Origin of the sequence: Sneathiella sp. P13V-1, assembly GCF_015143595.1 — a bacterium.
Lineage (GTDB): Bacteria > Pseudomonadota > Alphaproteobacteria > Sneathiellales > Sneathiellaceae > Sneathiella.
This window is the reverse complement of record NZ_WYEU01000003.1, coordinates 77,466-95,190: the sequence shown is the minus strand read 5'-3', so window position 1 is coordinate 95,190 and position 17,725 is coordinate 77,466. Positions and strand designations below refer to the sequence as shown.

Sequence of the window (17,725 nt, the reverse complement as noted above, 5' to 3'; positions counted from 1 at the left end):
TTGATAAACTGCTGATAAATAATTATTTATATTGATGTGATGAGGGGGTGAGTACCCTGACTTCACGAAAGATCGACGCAAAAATGAAACAGTTTAGTATGGTTTTGTGAATCATGAGCAGAAGCGCAAAAAGAGAACAGTTGATTGAGGTGGCTTCCGAGCTGTTCAATAAATACGGATATCACGCGGCTGGTATTGATAGGGTAATTGAGGAATCCGGTATTGCGAAAACCACTCTCTATCGCCACTTTCCTTCAAAAGAAGATCTGATCGTCGCTGTTTTGAAAAAACTGGACATGAAGTATCGTGACGAAATGCGTGAATTTGTTGAAGGGCGCGCGAGCGGAGACCAGAGTAGACTTCTTCTAAGCTTTGACTTTCTTGAAAAGTGGTTTGAGGATAGTTCTTTCTTTGGTTGTCCCTTTATCAGTGCAGCTGGAGAATACGGATCCGAGCCTTGTGCGATCATGCAAGAGGCGACGTTACATAAACGATTGGTCATTGCCTTTCTGGAAGAAATGGCGCGCCTTGATGGGTGTGAAAATCCTGTTGATGTTGCGGAAGAGATGAATTTGCTCCATGAAGGAGCAACCGCGGTCGCTCACATCACAAAAAGCAGTGAACCTGCAATGCTGGCTAAAGAGACTGCTTCAAAGCTTCTTGAAAATTAGGGGAGGAGTTGCCTCCCCCTGATACTTAACCGGTCTTGATGTTCGACAGGAATGCCGACACTTGTTCTCTAAGCTCGTTCGATTGCTGTGAGAGCAATTGTGCGGCTGTTAATACCTCATTTGCCGCTGATCCAGTTTCACTGGATGATTGCTTAACTACAGTGATGTTTTGAGTTACTTCGTTGCTGGATTGGGCGGCAGATTGTGCGTTTCTGCTGATTTCTGCTGTTGCGGCGCCTTGCTCTTCCACCGCGGAAGCGATCGCTGTGCCGATTTCGTTGATCTCCCGAATGGTTTCAGAAATCTCCGTAATTGCTGATGACATGCTTTCAGTTTCGCTCTGAAGACTGGAAATCTGGTTTGAAATCTCTTCAGTTGCTTTTGCAGTTTGATTGGCAAGTGATTTTACTTCACTGGCAACCACTGCAAATCCTTTACCTGCATCGCCTGCTCGGGCGGCTTCAATTGTTGCGTTGAGCGCCAGAAGGTTGGTTTGACCGGCAATATCATTGATCAAGGTAATAACCTCACCAATGCGACCTGTTGACCCTTGAAGGGAGGACATGGCGTCACCAGTTTTGTTTGCTTGTTCAACAGCACGTGTTGAGATGTTAGCCGACCGGCTAACTTGAGAAGAAATCTCTGCGATTGAGCTGGAGAGTTCTTCTGTTGCAGAAGCCACAGCTTGAACATTCGTAGAGGCGCCAGCAGCAGCATTTGCAACAACATTGGAGCGGTTGCTGGCGTCATCTGCATTGCCAGTCATGGTTTCCGCTGTACTGCACATCGTAGTGGATGAGGTGGAAACTGAGTCAACAATACCAAGGACGTTGATTTCAAAAGTATTTGCAAGCTCCAGCATTGCCTGTTTGCGTTCGGCTTCTGCTTCTCTTCGTGCTTCTTCTTCTTTTTCAATTTCTCGCCGTTTGGCTTTTTCTTTTTCTTCGGCTTGACGTTGGGCTTCCTCGGCCTGGCGCAATTTCATTTGAGCTTGCTCTTCCGCCATTGCATCCATTTTTTTGGCATTCTCACGGAATTGAGATACTGCGTTTGCCAGAACACCAAGCTCATCACTTCTATCTGTGTCACTGTCGGCGAAATCTCTCTCCCCATCAGTTAGTTTCTTTATGTTCGCGGTAATACGGTTTAACGGTGCTGTGATATCCCGGGCGAACAACAGTGAAACAATGGCTATTACTGCAAGTAACACACCTGCGGTAATAACTGTTTGAACAATATGGGCATTGCGGGCTTCTGTTAGATCGTCAATATAAACACCAGTGCCAAGTACCCAACCCCAAGGCTTGAAAAGCTGAACATAAGAGAGCTTTTCCACAGGTTCTTCTGAACCCGGTTTTGGCCAGTAATAGTCTATGGTCCCAGAGCCACTTTCTTTCGCAACGCGGACAATTTCTTTAAAAATGAATTTTCCGTTGGTGTCTTTCAGATCAAGAGCAATAGTATCAACCAATTTTTTTGCAATAGGATGCATCAACATCTTGCCATCAAGATCATTGATCCAAAGGTAATCAGTTTCATTGTATCTAACTGCTTCAATGCTTGAAAGTGCTCTTGTTTTTGCATCCTCTTCTGTTAATGCGCCAGAGCTCGCCAGCTTGTGGTAATGGGCTACAATACTCAAATTGCTTTCAATAATATTTCTGAGAGTTTCCTCACGATCTTGATATAAGGTCGTGCTGATTGACATTGAGCCAACCGTACCAATCAAAGCAATACCTATTAAAGACGCAATGGCGATAATAAGGAGTTTAACTCCAATTTTAATACTTCCGAGCATGGGGGCCTCTGAGTAAAATCTAAATATTTGTCTATTATGCTCAATTTTATATTAGAAAAACTTTTACAAAGAATTAAACATCGGTTGAGAAAAAGAAAGCTAGTCAGATATTGGTTGCTCGGATTTGAAGGAAATATATCTGAGGAGGGGCTGCTTACTTAAGGTCCTAAGTTTTCCCCCAAAGACGAGAAGGTGATCCCCCCTAAATCCGCCACAATTCTATTGCTCCCTATACTGTAACAGCGTATTAGAGTTATGGGGTTATTCAGAAAAATTAACCATCTTCTAATAACTCTTATGAAATGCTGGTAAATGCAGATTTTTTAAGATATTTCTTGATCTGATTTACGAGTCTGAAAAGGCAGGGCAGGCCATGGGGGAACCACTAACTGCTCAGTCAAGTAAAACGGTTGGGGAAATGATTTCAAAGGGCAGGAGCTGCCCTTGATTGGAATGAGTGAGGCAATTTAATGTTTTCCAAAATGCTCGGGATGCTATCAGCAGACATGGCCATCGACCTTGGTACGGCGAATACACTGGTCTATGTCAAGGGGAGAGGGATCGTCCTGAATGAGCCATCCGTTGTGGCCATTATTCACCGCCAAGGTAAGAAACAAGTCCTCGCCGTTGGTGACGAAGCCAAAATGATGCTGGGCCGTACACCAGGAAATATCGAAGCCATTCGTCCGCTTCGTGATGGCGTGATCGCCGATTTTGAAATTGCCGAAGAAATGATCAAGCACTTCATCCATAAAGTGCACAATCGCAGCAGCTTTGCGCGGCCATTGATCATTATCTGTGTGCCATCAGGCTCCACTGCTGTTGAGCGTAAGGCGATTAGAGACTCCGCTATGGCGGCGGGAGCACGTGAGGTTTTCTTGATTGAAGAGCCAATGGCTGCCGCTATCGGTGCAGGCCTTCCAGTGACAGAGCCTACTGGTTCCATGGTGGTTGATATTGGCGGCGGTACTACTGAGGTTGCGGTTCTGTCCTTGGGCGGTATCGTTTATTCGAAAAGTGTTCGTGTCGGCGGCGATAAAATGGATGAAGCGATTATCGCCTATATCCGTCGCAATCATAACCTTCTTATTGGTGAAAGTTCCGCTGAGCGCATCAAGAAGACAATTGGTTCAGCGTGTTCACCTGAAGATGGAAATGGCGAAACTATTGAGGTTAAAGGCCGTGACTTGATGAACGGTGTGCCTAAAGAACTGGTTATTAGCCAGCGTCAAATTGCGGAAAGCCTCGCGGAGCCTGTTGGGGCCATTGTTGAAGCTGTAAAAGTAGCGCTTGAGCACACCGCGCCGGAACTGGCTGCGGATATTGTTGATAAGGGCATTGTGCTGACAGGTGGCGGCGGATTGCTTGGTAACTTTGACCATGTTCTGCGTCACGCAACTGGACTTCCTGTTTCTATCGCGGACGAGCCGCTTTCCTGTGTGGCTATTGGTACTGGCCGCGCGCTGGAAGAAATTAAGGCGCTTCGTGGCGTTTTGTCTGGCGAAGAGTAAACGCGCCGGGTTGAAGGGGTAATTTGACATGGCTTTCGATCAGGGTTCAGCCTGGAGATTAGCAATACCGCTGAAAGTTTTTTTTCAGCGATTTGCCTTCCTGTCCCTGATTTGTCTCTCCATTGCCCTTCTTGTTCTGGGAAAAGCGGACCTTGTATTGCTGGAACGCGCCAGAACAATTAGCACCGATGCCCTCTCACCAGTTCTTGGAACACTCTCTCAACCAGTGAATGCGATCAACAAAGGCATTGAGCGCGTTCAGGAGCTTGCAAGCCTCGTTGAAGAAAATGAACGCCTGCGACTTGAGAATGAACGATTGATAAAGTGGCAAGCAGCCTCACGTGCATTGGTGAAGGAAAATGACTATTACCGTCAGCTTCTGAATGCTCTGTCTGATCCATTGGTGTTACCAATTACCGCCCGAGTTATCGGGGACTCTGGCGGGCCATTCGTTCGCACGCTTCTGTTAAACGCCGGTCGGTTGGATGGCGTGCGTGCTGGTCAGGCGGCGGTGGGCCCTAATGGTGTGATTGGCCGCGTGGTTCAGGTTGGACATCAGTCCGCCAGAATATTGCTGCTAACGGATTTGAACTCCCGTATTCCAGTTATTATCGAAAACTCTCGCCAGAAAGGCATTTTGGTCGGTGATAACTCAAGTACGCCGAAACTCGAATATTTGCCGAATAATGCAAAAGTGTCGCCGGGTGATCGGGTGGTAACTTCGGGTGATGGTGGAATGTTGCCTACTGGTTGGCCTGTTGGGGTTGTCAGTTCGGTAACGGATGGCCAGATTAATGTACAGGCTTACGCTGATTGGGCGCGCCTGGAATATGTCAGTGTGCTTCGGTACGATCTACCAGGACTTACAGATCAGCAAACCAATCCAGGTGATCTGAGCGAAAGCCGTCTCGGAAATTAATCAAGGACGGGTCTTTTGACACCTACATTTTCTTATCAGGTTAATCAGTTTCTGAGGGGAAGTATCCCCTTTTTCCTGTCGTTGCTCCTTGTGTTTGTCAGTGTTATTCCCTTTCGGTTGCCGGGATTTGATGTTGTAACCCCTTCCTTTCTTGCGATTTCCGTTTTCTACTGGACAATTCATCGCCCTTACTTGATGCCAGCGATCGCGGTGTTCTTGCTGGGACTTGTGCAGGATATGATTACCGGGGTGCCGTTTGGCCTCACCTCGCTCATGATGCTGGTCATCTATGCCATATCCTTGACGCAAAGACAGGTTTTTGTAGGGAAACCCTTTATCCAGTTATGGTGGGGGTTTATGCTCGTGAATGTGGGGATTTCTTTGCTGACCTGGTTGGTCGCTTGTATTTATTCATTGGCTCTTATCCCGGTCTTACCAGTTATGGTACAGTCGGGTTTAACTATTTTAATGTTCCCGCTACTCGCATGGGTGTTCGCCCTCGTTCAAAGTAGCTTGATCAAGCACATCTGATATGTCGAATACGCGCGATAAAGAAAAATCCAGACTATTTAACCGAAGAGCATTGCTTCTTGGGAGTGGGCAGGCTGCGTTAATGTCAGTGCTTGCTGGTCGGCTTTATTATCTGCAGGTGATGCAATCGGACGAATACACCATGATGGCAGACGAAAATCGGATGAATATCCGGCTTTTGGCGCCTTTGCGTGGGCGTATTCTCGATCGTACAGGCCAGGAAATTGCTAGTAACAGACAAAACTTCCGAGTGGTTCTGGTAAGAGAGCAGACCGAAAATGTTGAGAAGACATTGGACCGTTTGTCTGACTTGGTTGAAGTGTCGGAAGATGACCGCTTGAAGGTTCTGAAGGAGACACGGCGCAAGCGCGGCTTTGTTCCGATACCGGTGATGGAGAACCTGACCTGGGAGGAGTTCTCCAGAATTAACGTGCACAGCCCGGAACTTCCAGGCATTCACCTAGAGGTCGGAGAGAAGCGACACTACCCCTACAATCATCTCTTTTCACATACAGTAGGGTATGTGGGAGCAGTGTCAGAACGTGACCTCCGGAACCTGGAGCCGGATCCCTTACTTGAATTGCCAGGATTCCGTATTGGTAAAAGCGGGATCGAAAAATTCTATGACATGAAACTTCGCGGCACCGCAGGGACGAGCCGCGTTGAAGCAAATGCTTATGGTCGCGTCATTCGGGAGCTTAGCCGTCAGGAAGGTGAGCCCGGTGAGGATCTGGAGCTGACCATTGACGTGCGTTTACAGGATTACGCAGTGGAAAGAATGGGAGAGGAGAGTGCAGCAGCCGTAGTCCTTGATATCCATTCTGGTGATATTCTGTCCATGGTGTCTGTTCCAAGTTTTAATCCAAATAGCTTTACAACAGGTATCAGCGTCAAAGAATGGGAAGGATTGCGTTCCAATCCCAAGAACCCCTTATCTAACAAAGCAATAACCGGCCAATATCCACCAGGATCCACCTTTAAAATGGTGGTGGCGTTGGCTGCACTGGAAGCAGGTGTGATTTCCCCTGATTACAAAGTGTTTTGCGGGGGGCATACGATGCTTGGAAAGCATAAGTTTCATTGCTGGAAACGCGGAGGACACGGAAAACTCAATTTGGCCGAGTCCATCGCACAATCCTGCGACGTTTATTTTTATGATATCGCGCGGAAAGTGGGCATCGATAAAATTGCCGAAATGGCAAATCATTTCGGACTGGGTGAAAAACTTGACCTTGATCTTTATGGCGAAAAACGGGGACTTATCCCAACGACTTCATGGAAACAGGCTGTACGCGGTGAGCGTTGGCAGGTAGGGGATACCTTCAACGCGGGTATCGGGCAGGGGTATGTCCTGACAACGCCGTTGCAGCTTGCGGTTATGACGGCGCGTCTTGCCAATGGTGGGAAGAAAGTGCTCCCCCGACTTGTACGTCATCAGGCCCCTATACAGAATGATGGAGAAAAGGCTGTAGCCGTCCAAGAAGCCGAAGAAATAGGACTGAGTAAATCTGCGCTTCAACATGTTCTAAGAGGTATGTTCGAGGTTGTGAATGATAAGAAAGGAACTGCGTTTGGCGCCCGTATTGACGAAGACGGACGTGAAATGGCGGGTAAGTCTGGAACCGCTCAAGTGCGGCGCATTAGTAAAAAAGAGCGCCTGACAGGTGTCTTGAAAGCAGAAGAGCGGCCTTGGGAGGAGCGGGATCACGCCTTATTCGTGGCATATGCCCCCTATGATAATCCAAAATACGCTGTTTCTGTCATTGTTGAACATGGCGGAAGCGCTTCGAAAGTGGCTGCTCCTATGGCCCGGGATCTACTGATGGAAGCCATGAAACTGGATCCGATCGCCCAAACTCGCGAAAATGATGCAGAAAAAGACAGTTCTGCGGTGAGGGGGCGTGATGCTTAAAGAACTTGGATCGCGTGAAGTTAATCTCACTTTGACAAAGAAAATATTGGATCTCAACTGGGGTCTGGTTCTTCTCATCTGCTTAACGGCCTCTGTCGGTTTTTTGATGCTCTATTCAGCCGCAAACGGTGATATTAACCCGTGGGCATCGCGGCAAATGATCCGTTTCGCCGCGGGGATGTTTATTCTGTTTGTTGTGGCGCTGACAGATATTCGGATTTGGTTGCGTCTCGCTTACCCTTTTTATGCCATTGCTTTGTTGATGCTTGGTTCAGTTGAAGTGATGGGCGTCATTGGTATGGGCGCGCGGCGCTGGGTGGAACTTGGGCCTATTCAAGTTCAGCCTTCGGAAGTAATGAAAATTACTCTGATCATGGCGCTGGCCCGGTATTTTCATGGGCTGGATATGAACGAAGTCCGGCGTATCCCCTGGCTTATTCCACCTCTAATATTGATCGCCATGCCTGCAGGGCTGGTTCTGCGCCAACCCGATTTGGGCACTACATTGTTGCTTGTGGCGGGTGCTGGTATTGTATTCTTTGCCGCTGGTGTTCGGTTGTGGAAATTTGCGTTGGTAATTGGTGCCGCTATACCGGCTGGATTTTTTGCATACCAATTCCTGCATGACTACCAGAAGAAACGAATTCTGATTTTCCTAAATCCTGAATCCGATCCACTTGGTTCCGGGTATCACATTATGCAGTCCAAGATCGCACTAGGCTCAGGTGGGATTTTTGGTAAAGGGTTTGTGCAGGGAACGCAAAGCCATTTGAACTATCTTCCCGAAATGCGGACAGATTTTATTTTCAGTATGTTGGCTGAAGAATTTGGTATGGTCGGTGGACTGGCCTTATTCACCCTTTATTTTATGTTGATAGCTTATGGGTTTGCCATCGCCATTCGTTCTCGTAACCAGTTTGGCAGATTGTTGGCAATAGGCCTTACAGGGGTCTTTTTCCTCTATTTCTTTATTAACATTGCGATGGTCATGGGTCTGGTTCCTGTTGTTGGTGTTCCGCTTCCACTGATTTCTTATGGTGGAACCTCCATGCTAACCCTTCTCATCAGCTTTGGCCTGATCATCAGTGTTTATATTCACCGCGATGTTTATATCTCACCCAGAAAATACTGAGGCGCCTTTGTTGCTCACGTAATTATCGCGTCAATTTGAACTGCAAGTGAGCAGAAGACCTTCTACATTCACCTTGTTAAGTCCGATGAGGATGAGGGTATGAAGGCGCTAGACTTAAGAACACCTGTGGTAAGAGAGCCGCGATTGGCATTGTCAGTTGTAGCACTACTTCTTTGTGTTGCGCTTGTACAATTGCATGATCAAAAAATGGCTTTGCTATTTTTCATCGCGCTTCTTATGGGGGTGACCTTATATCATTCTTCATTCAGCTTTAGCGCGGCTTACCGCAAGCTTTTTAGCACCCGGGAGACAAGCGGGGTGCAAAGCCATATTCTCCTCTTGGGCTTAACAACTTTACTGTTTGCGCCTTTATTGTCAGGAGCTGTTTCAGGAATAGGTTCTGTTTCGGGAGCGGTCGCGCCAGTAGGTTTAAGTTTGGTGTTTGGCGCTTTTGTGTTCGGGATTGGTATGCAACTTGGAGGCGCTTGCGCGTCGGGCAGTCTTTATACTGCGGGGTCAGGCAACCCTCGAATGATCCTTGTCCTGATTTTCTTCTGCGCTGGGGCTTTCTGGGGCAGTCTGGATTTGGTGTGGTGGCAGGAACTTCCCTCACTAGGGGTAATTACCTTTGCGGACACACTTGGTTGGGGTTCAGCAATTACATTGCAGCTCGGAATTCTTGCCCTGATATATCTGTTCCTGAAATTAATTGACCGCGCGACAGATGATGTTGAACGCACTGTGCATATTCCAATTGTACAGCGAATATTACGTGGTCCGTGGAAGCTGGGTGTTGCTGCACTTATCCTCGCACTTTTGAACGTCGCGACCTTAGTGAATGCTGGGCACCCTTGGACCATTACCTGGGGGTTTACCCTGTGGGGAGCTAAAGTTGCCAATCTGTTGGGATGGAATGAACTCAGCAGCAGTTTTTGGGCAAGTGGATTTCAGTATCAGGCCCTTCAAGCGCCGTTCTGGGAAGACCTCACTTCTGTAATGAATATCGGGATCATGGCTGGTGCATTTACTGCGATGCTGGCCTGTACCCGCAAAGTAAAGCGACAATCAATCAGTTTACGCCACATAGCCGCCGCCTGCCTTGGCGGGCTGATGCTTGGGTATGGTGCTCGTCTCGCTTATGGATGCAACATAGGTGCTTTCGTGAGCGGTGCAGCGTCAACAAGTTTGCATGGATGGGTCTGGATTGCATGTGCCTTGCCAGGAAACTGGCTTGGAATGCATCTCAGGAAATATTTTCACCTTAAAAACTGAGGCCTTCAAAAGGCCTAAGCTATTTCAAAAGGAGACGATCATGAAACCTCAACATTTGCTTAGAAAATCAAGTTTGGTTGCATTAGCAGCTGGTGCTGTTTCTTTGGCAGCACTATCACAAGCGAATGCGGAACCGCAGGTCATTGAACTTACTCAGGTGCCATGTCAATTCTTGGATGTTGAAAAGGACCATGGATATACGTCCACCAAGAAAGCAGATTGTGAAGCCATTAATGAAACTTCAGGGGCAGATCGACTGGCAAAATCCAAAACCATGAAGCTTAAACCAGGTGAATATATTTTCCGTGTTAAGAACGAAAACGTACCCTATGAGCTTGGATTTTGGTTGCGTGAAAAAGATTACAACTGGGCTAATCCACTTCATAAACTGAACAAAATCAGTGTGTCGGGAGGTGGCCTTCATGAGGGGCAGGTGAAAGAATATAAGGTCACTTTGAAAGAAGGTGAATATCTGTTCTCCTGCCCTTTGAATACAACGTTGGACTACAATTTGATTGTAGAAAAAGGGTGAATTTAAGTATTCAGTTAATCGATCATTTAAAGGTGTGAGTATTTCTCACGCCTTTTATTTTGCGTGTTCTCAAAAACTCTCGAAGCGTCACAATTATGTGAAAGGACGTTATTAGTGAGCTTCCCGTTAATTTGTCATATTTCGTTAAAGGGCAAGTATTCAAGAGAAATCACTAACGGGAGTCCAGACCATGAATACGCTACGTCATCGCCTATTTTGTTCAACGATACTGCCAGCATTGTTTGGTGCAGGAATTGTTACTTTGGGTGGAGTAACCATTTCAGCTGCCGCGCCAACGATAATAGTTGCTGCGGCGAAAACCAATCCAGCTGCAGTGGCAAGGCCAGCTGTAACTAAAGCTGAGAATTTGGCGGTTGCAAGTGCATGTAATCCATGCGCAGCTAAAAATCCGTGTGCCGCTAAGAAGAACCCTTGCGCCGCGAAGAAAAATCCATGCAGTCCATGTGCGCCTAAGAACCCATGTAACCCTTGCGCGGCTAAAAACCCATGTAATCCTTGTGCAGCGTCAAATCCTTGCAATCCCTGTAACCCTTGTGCTGCTGGTGGAAAAACTGCATATGTGGCGGGATGTGAAATTCCACGCATAGCGTCCGCAAATCCTTGTAACCCTTGCGCGGCTAAAAACCCTTGCAATCCGTGCACTGCAAAGAATCCGTGTAATCCATGTGCTGCGAAAAATCCATGCAACCCTTGTGCAGCAAAGAACCCCTGCGCAGCGTCTAACCCATGTAACCCTTGTAATCCATGCGCAGCGGCAGAGACACCTGAATTGACATCTGCGGAAGCACTTGCTGCTTACAATTGTGTTCAAGATAAGCTGAAAGCTGGTTATGCGAAAGCTAACCTTTCAGAAATGGAGGATTACACCAGTTGGACCAACGTGGCTACCAGCCCCTATAACGCGGCTACCCACGGTGGTCGATATGTCAACAACTGGGCGAATGATATCGCAAAGGCCCGATACCTGAAATACGAAGAATTGGGCACCATGCCCGTTGGATCAGTAATCGCCAAAGATAGTTTTCAGGTAAATGGCAAAGGGCAAGTATCGCCAGGACCTATGTTCCTGATGGAGAAAATGTCCGCTGGTTTCGATCCTGATGGAGGTGATTGGAAGTACACGATGGTCATGCCAAACGGCAGTGTGTTTGGCCAGACAAATGGAAAGAATTCTGAAGGAATGGTGTTCTGTAAAGAATGTCATGCATCAGTGGGCGAGGATCAGGACTTCCTGCTCCTCCTCCCAGAAGAAGTTCGCAGGTAACTCTGCTTGTGAAATTAACGGCTGGGCTCTTTTTAAAAAAGCCCAGCCATCTCATCTCTCCTCAACTTAATTTAAGGGAAAATCAAATGTTGAAAAAATCTATCAAAGCAACTGCACTGGGTCTGTCTGCGCTGTCTGTAGCAGCCATCGCTGCAACTCCTGCTGTACAGGCTGTTGAAAAAGAAGGTCAGATTATCGTTGCAAACGCATGTAATCCATGTGCGGCAAAGAAAAACCCATGTAACCCTTGTGCCGCTAAAAACCCATGTGCAGCAAAGAAAAACCCTTGCAACCCTTGCGCGGCTAAAAACCCATGCAACCCATGTGCTGCCAAGAAAAACCCTTGTAAAGCCAGCTAATTCTAGAGAATAGAAATTAACTGATTATATAATAATCACGCGGCTCCTTGTGCCGCGTGATTTCTGTTCTTAAGGGGCCGATATGATTAACTGGAAGGCACTTTCCAAGTCTGAACTTCAAGAGATGTCAGAGGCGGGGCAGCAAGTTCTCAACTGTTATCGGGTGCTGGGAAAAACTGGCGATAATATCGTTGGGGAGATCTTGCGAGGTGTGGAGACTTTCTATGAGATGGACCACTACCCGGAAGGGGACATTTACGACAATGAGAGCCACAGCCAGTATTACTATCATGCACATCGTGGGCCTGAAGAGCATGGGCATTTCCATACCTTCCTGAGAGAAGCGGGAATGGCCGCGGACATGACCCCCATTGAGGAGCAGAGCCACGAAAGTTATATGGATGAACGAGAAGACAAACTCTCTCATTTGATAGCAATTTCTATGGATAACAAGGGATTTCCAACATCCCTGTTCACTACAAATAGATGGGTAACGGCAGAGAACTGGTATTCAGCGGATGATGTGATAAAGATGCTGGATAGCTTCGAAATTGACCTTGTTCCGCCGTCATGGCCCGTGAATATTTGGCTCACATCCATGTTTATCTTGTTCAAGCCTCTTATCATTCAATTGCTGAAAGAGCGAGATGAAGCAATAGAGAAATGGCAAATGGCGCATCCCGACAGGGATGTATTTGAAGACAGAGAACTTGAAATTACTTCTGAAGCCGCCATCTCGGTGGAGGACTATCTGTCCCAATTGGATGCGGCTTTAAACGAAGCCGCTTAAGCCGATATAGCGTGGCCTTACATACTTCTAGGTAGATAGAGCTCGACTTTCGTGCCCAGGCCCATTGTCGAGTGAATGATCACATGCCCTTTGGACTGCTTGATAAATCCGTAAACCATCGATAGTCCAAGTCCTGTTCCTTTTCCAACTTCTTTGGTCGTGTAGAAAGGATCAAAAACTTGTTGGATCTTATCTTGTGGGATACCTGTGCCACTGTCACACACGCATAGTTTCACATAGTCGCCTGATTTAAATTCTTCACCCATTGTATCTTCACCAGCTTCCAAAGTGACATTGGAAAGATCAATGCTGAGGCTTCCACCTTCAGGCATGGCGTCGCGGGCATTTAAAGACAAATTCAACAGAGCGTTCTCTACCTGCCCAACATCAACAGTACAGGGCCAAATATCTTCCGCGACCGATACACTGATATTTACGTTCTCCTCGATGGTCCGTTTTAAAACATCGGCGATATTGGTTACAGGCTCTTTCAGGTAGGCGTAGGTAGGTCTTAGCTCCTGCGTTCTTGAGAAAGCCAGCATGCTGTTAACAAGATCGGCACCTCGGGTGGCAGCCCGAATTATGTTGTTGATGAAAGCATGTTCCGTTTTCTGATCGCTATTTAGATTTTCTTCCAGAAGTTCACTGTTGCCAAGAATGATCGCCAACAGGTTGTTGAAGTCGTGGGCAACGCCACCAGTTAGTTGGCCAACGGCCTCCATTTTTTGTGACTGTCTAAATTTTTGTTCCAGTTCCCGGCGTTCAGTAACATCTTCCGATACACCAAAAAACGAAACAACGTTTCCATCGTTACCATACTCGGCCAGAAGAGATCCTGAGATAGTTATTTGAGAATTGTCAGGGTGATGAACAACAATTTCATAAGGTGTAACTTCGCCCGTTTCGATAGCGTGTTCCGCTGCTTTGTTCATTTGAACAAAATCTTCGCTTGAAATCATATCCTTAAAGAAGCCGGGCGTAATTTCGGTTGCTGGATCTATTCCGTGTAGGTCATATAAAGTTCTGGACCAAACAACAGTGTCATCTTTTAGGTTATGACGCCAATGACCAAAATTTCCGATATGTTGCGCCAATGTCATTTCCTGCTCATTTCGTTTGAGCTGTTCTTCATACTGATGGCGACGAGACACATCTTTGATGATGTTGAGGGTGCTAGGAATACCGTCCCAATTGATGGCGCAGGTATAAAGCTCAGAGTGAAAACGTTCCCCATTCTGACGTTGATGTTGTGTCTGCATGTACGCAGCCTGGTGTGTCTCGAGTACTCGGTTGCGGTGCGCCAAAACTGCTTCTCTATGGTCTTCTACAATAAGATCAATGCTATTAGTCCCGAGAATATTCTGTGCATCTTTAGTACCAAAAATCTCCAGAAAGCTCGGGTTCGTGTAGACAAGTTTGCCTTTTGATTGGACTGTAATAGCATCGGGTATCAGTTCCAGTATTGAACGGTTCTGATGTTCACTTTTTTGCAGTGCCTCACGATTTGCGAGGTTTTCAGTCACGTCAAGGACAGCGTAAAAAAGAGCGGGTTTGTTTTTGTAGATGATAGGTGTGCCCGTAAGAGAGGCCTTTATCAGGTTTCCATCAACATCTTTTATCTTGATTAGATGATCACGCAGTTTTCCGTTTTTGATTAATATTTGAGAAATTGTGTCATGTTCCTCCTGGTCGAAGAAGAATTCTCTTGTATGAATTCCAATTAATTCTCCCTCACCTGCTTTCACCAGGTCATGTAGAATTTGATTGGCAAACAGAACCCGTTCTCCAGCCGTAATCGCGAGTGCAACTGGCGCACTTTCAAGCAGTGTGCGGAAGAGTTTTTCATTTTCTTCTGCTTGTTTCCGAGCTTCCGCAAGTTCAGTGATGTTATTTCGGATCGAAATTGTACCACCAGATTTCAATTGGTAGTTTGTAAGTCGTAGCGTCTGACCTGTCTTGAAGCTTTGTTCTTCCTGATGGCCTTGTGTATGGAGCTGTTTCCTTCTGTAACTGATCCACTCTTCAAGAGTTCCATGTTTTTGGTATATAGGATTGTGTTTTGCCTGCTCTCTCAGCAATTCTTCATAAGTAACCCCTTGTCGGAGCATTTTTGCGATCGATGGGAACAGATCCCGGTATTGTCTGTTGTGGATCATCACTCGATCGTCTTTGTCATAGATGATGATGCTTTCCTCAATCGCTTCAATTGCTTCTTCCGCAAGTTCCACTGCGGTTACTTTTCTGTAATCCCGAGAGATTTCATGGGCAAGCTGGGGGGCAGCAACCTGAAAGAAAGTCGATTGTTCGATCGTTAAATGAGGTTCTGTTTCAAACATTGCTGAAAGGACGAAATACCCTTTTGGCATTTGAAGGTTGATGGATGTCGACAGCAAGTAACCGGATCCGACCGGTCTAATATCAAGATTATGACCGCTATTGATAATGTCATTTAAGATTCTATCTCGGAAGCCTTCATCTTCATTGCCTTTGATCGCAGGCGCTTCCGGAATTTGGCAGTAGTGAAAGGTTTGAGGCAAGTCATCGACCGGCTTGATGTCGATGCACAACTGATCAGTGCCTATAACTTTTGAAACAATACGGGCACCTTCTTCAACCGGCCGTGGCCATGAAGTTGCCCAGTGAGAGAAATCACGGATCAATGACGCAATGTCAGATGCCTCTTTGATCTTCCGGTTTTGAATGCCCAAAACGACCGCCATTATACTAAGTACACACTGCTATTACCCAAGAGACAATTCGCTGTAGACCAACAAATTGCCAGATCCTTAAAATATTAGAAAAAATTGCTGAACTAAAGATTAATTTTGAAAGTTATTCATATCAATTCAAGCATCCTTGTTGAGTTTTTCTTACACCGCCGATAGCATTCAATAAAAAATAAAGGGGACAGGGAAATGTCAGCTTCAGAAAAATACCCGAATTTATTCGCGCCGCTTGATCTTGGATTTACCCAACTGAAGAACAGAGTTCTGATGGGATCCATGCATACAGGGCTTGAAGAAGCTGATGATGGCTTTGAACGCATGGCAGCTTATTTTGCTGAGCGGGCGGCCGGCGGTGTGGGTATGATTATCACAGGCGGTATTTCCCCAAATGAAGAAGGGGGACTTGGAGCGAAGTTATCTACTCCAGAAGAAGCGAAGAGCCACAAGTTGATCACAGATGCCGTTCACGCAGCAGATAAAGAGGTAAAAATCTGTATGCAGATCCTGCACATGGGTCCATTGGCGCATACAGAAAAAGCGGTCGCTCCATCTGCAGTGAAGTCTCGGATTGCCAGATATATGCCCAATGAACTGGATGAGTTGGGGGTGGAGAAGCAGCTTTCCGATATGGTCAACTGTGCCGAGATGGCGAAACTTGCTGGATATGACGGGGTAGAAGTCATCGGCTCTGCTGGGTATTTGCTCAGCACATTTCTAGTGGAGAAAACAAATCAGCGAAGTGATAAATGGGGTGGCTCTTTTGAAAACAGAATGCGGTTTCCGGTAGAATGTATTCGCCGAATTAGAGAAGCTGTTGGCACAGAGTTCCTCGTCATTTTCAGGATCGCCGCCATGGATATGCTTCAAGGCGGAATGTCGTGGGACGAAGTTGTGACTTTGGGTAAGGCAATCGAAAAAGCCGGCGCGAATATAATCAGCACACACTTTACATGGCATGAGGCCACCGTCCCGACAATCGCTACAATGGTTCCAAGAGCCGCCTTTACAGGAGTTACCGGCCGATTGAGGAAGGAGTTGTCTATCCCGACCATTACCAGCAACCGGATCAATATGCCCGATGTTGCTGAGGCGGTTTTGGCAAGGGGAGAGGCAGATATTGTCTCGATGGCCCGCCCGATGTTGGCGGACCCCGACCTTGTGAAGAAAACAATTGAAGGCCGTGAGGACGAGATTAACACTTGCATCGCCTGTAATCAGGCCTGCCTGGATCATACCTTCACAGGACAAGAGGTAAGCTGCCTTGTGAACCCAAGGGCTTGCCATGAAACGCTGCTGAATTACGAAGTGGCTTCCTCGGTAAAGAAAATAGCCGTTGTTGGGGCGGGACCCGCAGGCCTTGCTTACGCAGAAATTGCATCAAAACGAGGTCATGACGTTACGCTGTATGATGCGGCGGATGAAATTGGCGGGCAGTTCAATCTCGCAAAACGTATTCCCGGAAAAGAAGAGTTTTATGAGACGTTACGTTACTTCAAACGCATGATTGAAGTTCGAGGGATCAAATTGAAGCTGTCCACTTATGTCACCCAGGAATTGCTGGAGAAGGAGGGCTTTGACGAAGTTATTGTTGCGACAGGGATTGAGCCAAGAACGCCAGACATTCCCGGCATCGATCACAAGAAAGTCGTCCGCTATATTGATGTGATTAAGGGGAAAGTTCCGGTTGGGCAAAAGGTGGCCATTATGGGCGCAGGAGGTATCGGGTTTGATGTTGCCGAACTGATTTCACATAAAGGGAAATCTGCGTCTTTGGATAAGGATATTTTTGCACGTGAGTGGGGTGTTGATTTTGAAAATCATCCGCGCGGCGGTGTGACCGGGGTTGAGCCAAAAGTGGAGACTTCCGGGCGTGAAATATACCTGATACAGCGCAAATCAACGCCAGTAGGAAGAGGACTTGGAAAAACCACCGGCTGGACGCACCGCATTGCCCTGAACCGCCGAGGTGTAAAAATGATAAACGGGTGTGAATATCACCGCATTGACGACGAAGGCCTTCATCTAACAATCTCGGGCAAACCTGAATGTCTTGATGTGGATACGATTATTATCTGTGCGGGGCAGGAGCCAAAGAGAGATCTGTATGATCAATTGCTGGCAAAAGGGATAAAGGCCACCTTGGTTGGCGGGGCTTTTGAAGCGATGGAACTGGATGCAAAACGTGCCATTGGACAGGCAAGTTATCTGGCCGCCGCAGTCTAGTATATCTGGGTACTTTCCATTGAGCGGTTTACTTTGTACTGTTGCGCGTAACAGAAAAGGGGCG

Annotated in this window: 15 protein-coding genes; 12 read left to right on the top strand and 3 right to left on the bottom strand. The window is 46.9% G+C overall.

The features are described 5' to 3' along the window. Positions 1-113: 113 nt before the first annotated feature. Positions 114-671, top strand: coding sequence for a TetR/AcrR family transcriptional regulator (locus tag GUA87_RS13565; RefSeq protein WP_193717143.1), 558 nt, complete (start codon positions 114-116; stop codon positions 669-671). 25 nt (positions 672-696) lie between these two features. Here the strand turns inward: GUA87_RS13565 and GUA87_RS13560 are convergent, their stop codons facing one another. After that, complete coding sequence (locus tag GUA87_RS13560; RefSeq protein ID WP_193717142.1) at positions 697-2,469, bottom strand: methyl-accepting chemotaxis protein; 1,773 nt, start codon at positions 2,467-2,469, stop codon at positions 697-699. Between the two features lie 470 nt (positions 2,470-2,939). Between GUA87_RS13560 and GUA87_RS13555 the strand changes: the two genes are divergently transcribed. From GUA87_RS13555 to GUA87_RS13525, 7 genes are all read left to right on the top strand, one after another. Then, a complete protein-coding gene (locus tag GUA87_RS13555; protein ID WP_193717141.1) occupies positions 2,940-3,980 on the top strand; it encodes a rod shape-determining protein in 1,041 nt (346 codons plus the stop codon). Positions 3,981-4,008: 28 nt separating this feature from the next. Continuing rightward, the gene (gene mreC / locus GUA87_RS13550; RefSeq protein ID WP_193717140.1) at positions 4,009-4,899 is read left to right on the top strand and encodes a rod shape-determining protein MreC; all 891 of its coding nucleotides are present in this window, start codon (positions 4,009-4,011) and stop codon (positions 4,897-4,899) included. A gap of 15 nt (positions 4,900-4,914) precedes the next feature. Continuing rightward, on the top strand, positions 4,915-5,430 hold the full coding sequence (mreD, locus tag GUA87_RS13545) for a rod shape-determining protein MreD (protein ID WP_193717139.1): 516 nt from the start codon (positions 4,915-4,917) through the stop codon (positions 5,428-5,430). Between the two features lies 1 nt (position 5,431). Continuing rightward, complete coding sequence (gene mrdA / locus GUA87_RS13540; RefSeq protein ID WP_193717138.1) at positions 5,432-7,342, top strand: penicillin-binding protein 2; 1,911 nt, start codon at positions 5,432-5,434, stop codon at positions 7,340-7,342. Beyond that, positions 7,335-8,474 (top strand): rod shape-determining protein RodA, encoded by a 1,140-nt coding sequence (gene rodA / locus GUA87_RS13535; RefSeq protein ID WP_193717137.1) that lies wholly within the window; start codon positions 7,335-7,337, stop codon positions 8,472-8,474. The genes mrdA and rodA overlap by 8 nt, the downstream gene beginning before the upstream one ends. 144 nt (positions 8,475-8,618) lie before the next feature. After that, entirely contained in the window at positions 8,619-9,746 is a 1,128-nt protein-coding gene (locus tag GUA87_RS13530; RefSeq protein ID WP_193717136.1) for a YeeE/YedE family protein, read from the top strand. Positions 9,747-9,786: 40 nt separating this feature from the next. Further along, positions 9,787-10,278 carry a hypothetical protein gene (locus GUA87_RS13525; protein WP_227712002.1) on the top strand — a complete coding sequence of 164 codons (492 nt, stop codon included), beginning with the start codon at positions 9,787-9,789 and terminating at the stop codon, positions 10,276-10,278. Between the two features lie 204 nt (positions 10,279-10,482). Here the strand turns inward: GUA87_RS13525 and GUA87_RS13520 are convergent, their stop codons facing one another. After that, positions 10,483-10,884: a hypothetical protein gene (locus GUA87_RS13520; RefSeq protein WP_193717135.1), complete on the bottom strand. Its 402-nt coding sequence runs from the start codon at positions 10,882-10,884 to the stop codon at positions 10,483-10,485. A gap of 184 nt (positions 10,885-11,068) precedes the next feature. Here GUA87_RS13520 and GUA87_RS13515 point away from each other — a divergent pair, with 184 nt between their 5' ends. The 3 genes from GUA87_RS13515 to GUA87_RS13505 all read left to right on the top strand — a co-directional run bounded on the left by GUA87_RS13515 (position 11,069) and on the right by GUA87_RS13505 (position 12,712). Then, positions 11,069-11,563: a cytochrome P460 family protein gene (locus GUA87_RS13515; RefSeq protein ID WP_193717134.1), complete on the top strand. Its 495-nt coding sequence runs from the start codon at positions 11,069-11,071 to the stop codon at positions 11,561-11,563. A gap of 86 nt (positions 11,564-11,649) precedes the next feature. Then, a complete protein-coding gene (locus GUA87_RS13510; protein ID WP_193717133.1) occupies positions 11,650-11,922 on the top strand; it encodes a hypothetical protein in 273 nt (90 codons plus the stop codon). Between the two features lie 82 nt (positions 11,923-12,004). Next, entirely contained in the window at positions 12,005-12,712 is a 708-nt protein-coding gene (locus tag GUA87_RS13505; protein WP_193717132.1) for a DUF6969 family protein, read from the top strand. A 17-nt stretch (positions 12,713-12,729) separates the two neighbouring features. On the opposite strand, the gene GUA87_RS13500 is transcribed toward GUA87_RS13505, so the two are convergent. Beyond that, complete coding sequence (locus GUA87_RS13500) at positions 12,730-15,432, bottom strand: PAS domain S-box protein (protein WP_193717131.1); 2,703 nt, start codon at positions 15,430-15,432, stop codon at positions 12,730-12,732. 195 nt (positions 15,433-15,627) lie between these two features. Here GUA87_RS13500 and GUA87_RS13495 point away from each other — a divergent pair, with 195 nt between their 5' ends. Further along, positions 15,628-17,661 (top strand): NADPH-dependent 2,4-dienoyl-CoA reductase, encoded by a 2,034-nt coding sequence (locus GUA87_RS13495; RefSeq protein WP_193717130.1) that lies wholly within the window; start codon positions 15,628-15,630, stop codon positions 17,659-17,661. The last annotated feature ends 64 nt before the right edge of the window (positions 17,662-17,725 follow it).

Bases quoted from the DNA above. Each gene is read 5' to 3' on its own strand.
- GUA87_RS13565 (WP_193717143.1), top strand. From the start codon at position 114: ATGAGCAGAAGCGCAAAAAGAGAACAGTTGATTGAGGTGGCTTCCGAG.
- GUA87_RS13560 (WP_193717142.1), bottom strand. From the start codon at position 2,469: ATGCTCGGAAGTATTAAAATTGGAGTTAAACTCCTTATTATCGCCATT.
- GUA87_RS13555 (WP_193717141.1), top strand. From the start codon at position 2,940: ATGTTTTCCAAAATGCTCGGGATGCTATCAGCAGACATGGCCATCGAC.
- mreC (WP_193717140.1), top strand. From the start codon at position 4,009: ATGGCTTTCGATCAGGGTTCAGCCTGGAGATTAGCAATACCGCTGAAA.
- mrdA (WP_193717138.1), top strand. From the start codon at position 5,432: ATGTCGAATACGCGCGATAAAGAAAAATCCAGACTATTTAACCGAAGA.
- rodA (WP_193717137.1), top strand. From the start codon at position 7,335: ATGCTTAAAGAACTTGGATCGCGTGAAGTTAATCTCACTTTGACAAAG.
- GUA87_RS13525 (WP_227712002.1), top strand. From the start codon at position 9,787: ATGAAACCTCAACATTTGCTTAGAAAATCAAGTTTGGTTGCATTAGCA.
- GUA87_RS13520 (WP_193717135.1), bottom strand. From the start codon at position 10,884: ATGCGTGGAATTTCACATCCCGCCACATATGCAGTTTTTCCACCAGCA.
- GUA87_RS13510 (WP_193717133.1), top strand. From the start codon at position 11,650: ATGTTGAAAAAATCTATCAAAGCAACTGCACTGGGTCTGTCTGCGCTG.
- GUA87_RS13505 (WP_193717132.1), top strand. From the start codon at position 12,005: ATGATTAACTGGAAGGCACTTTCCAAGTCTGAACTTCAAGAGATGTCA.
- GUA87_RS13500 (WP_193717131.1), bottom strand. From the start codon at position 15,432: ATGGCGGTCGTTTTGGGCATTCAAAACCGGAAGATCAAAGAGGCATCT.
- GUA87_RS13495 (WP_193717130.1), top strand. From the start codon at position 15,628: ATGTCAGCTTCAGAAAAATACCCGAATTTATTCGCGCCGCTTGATCTT.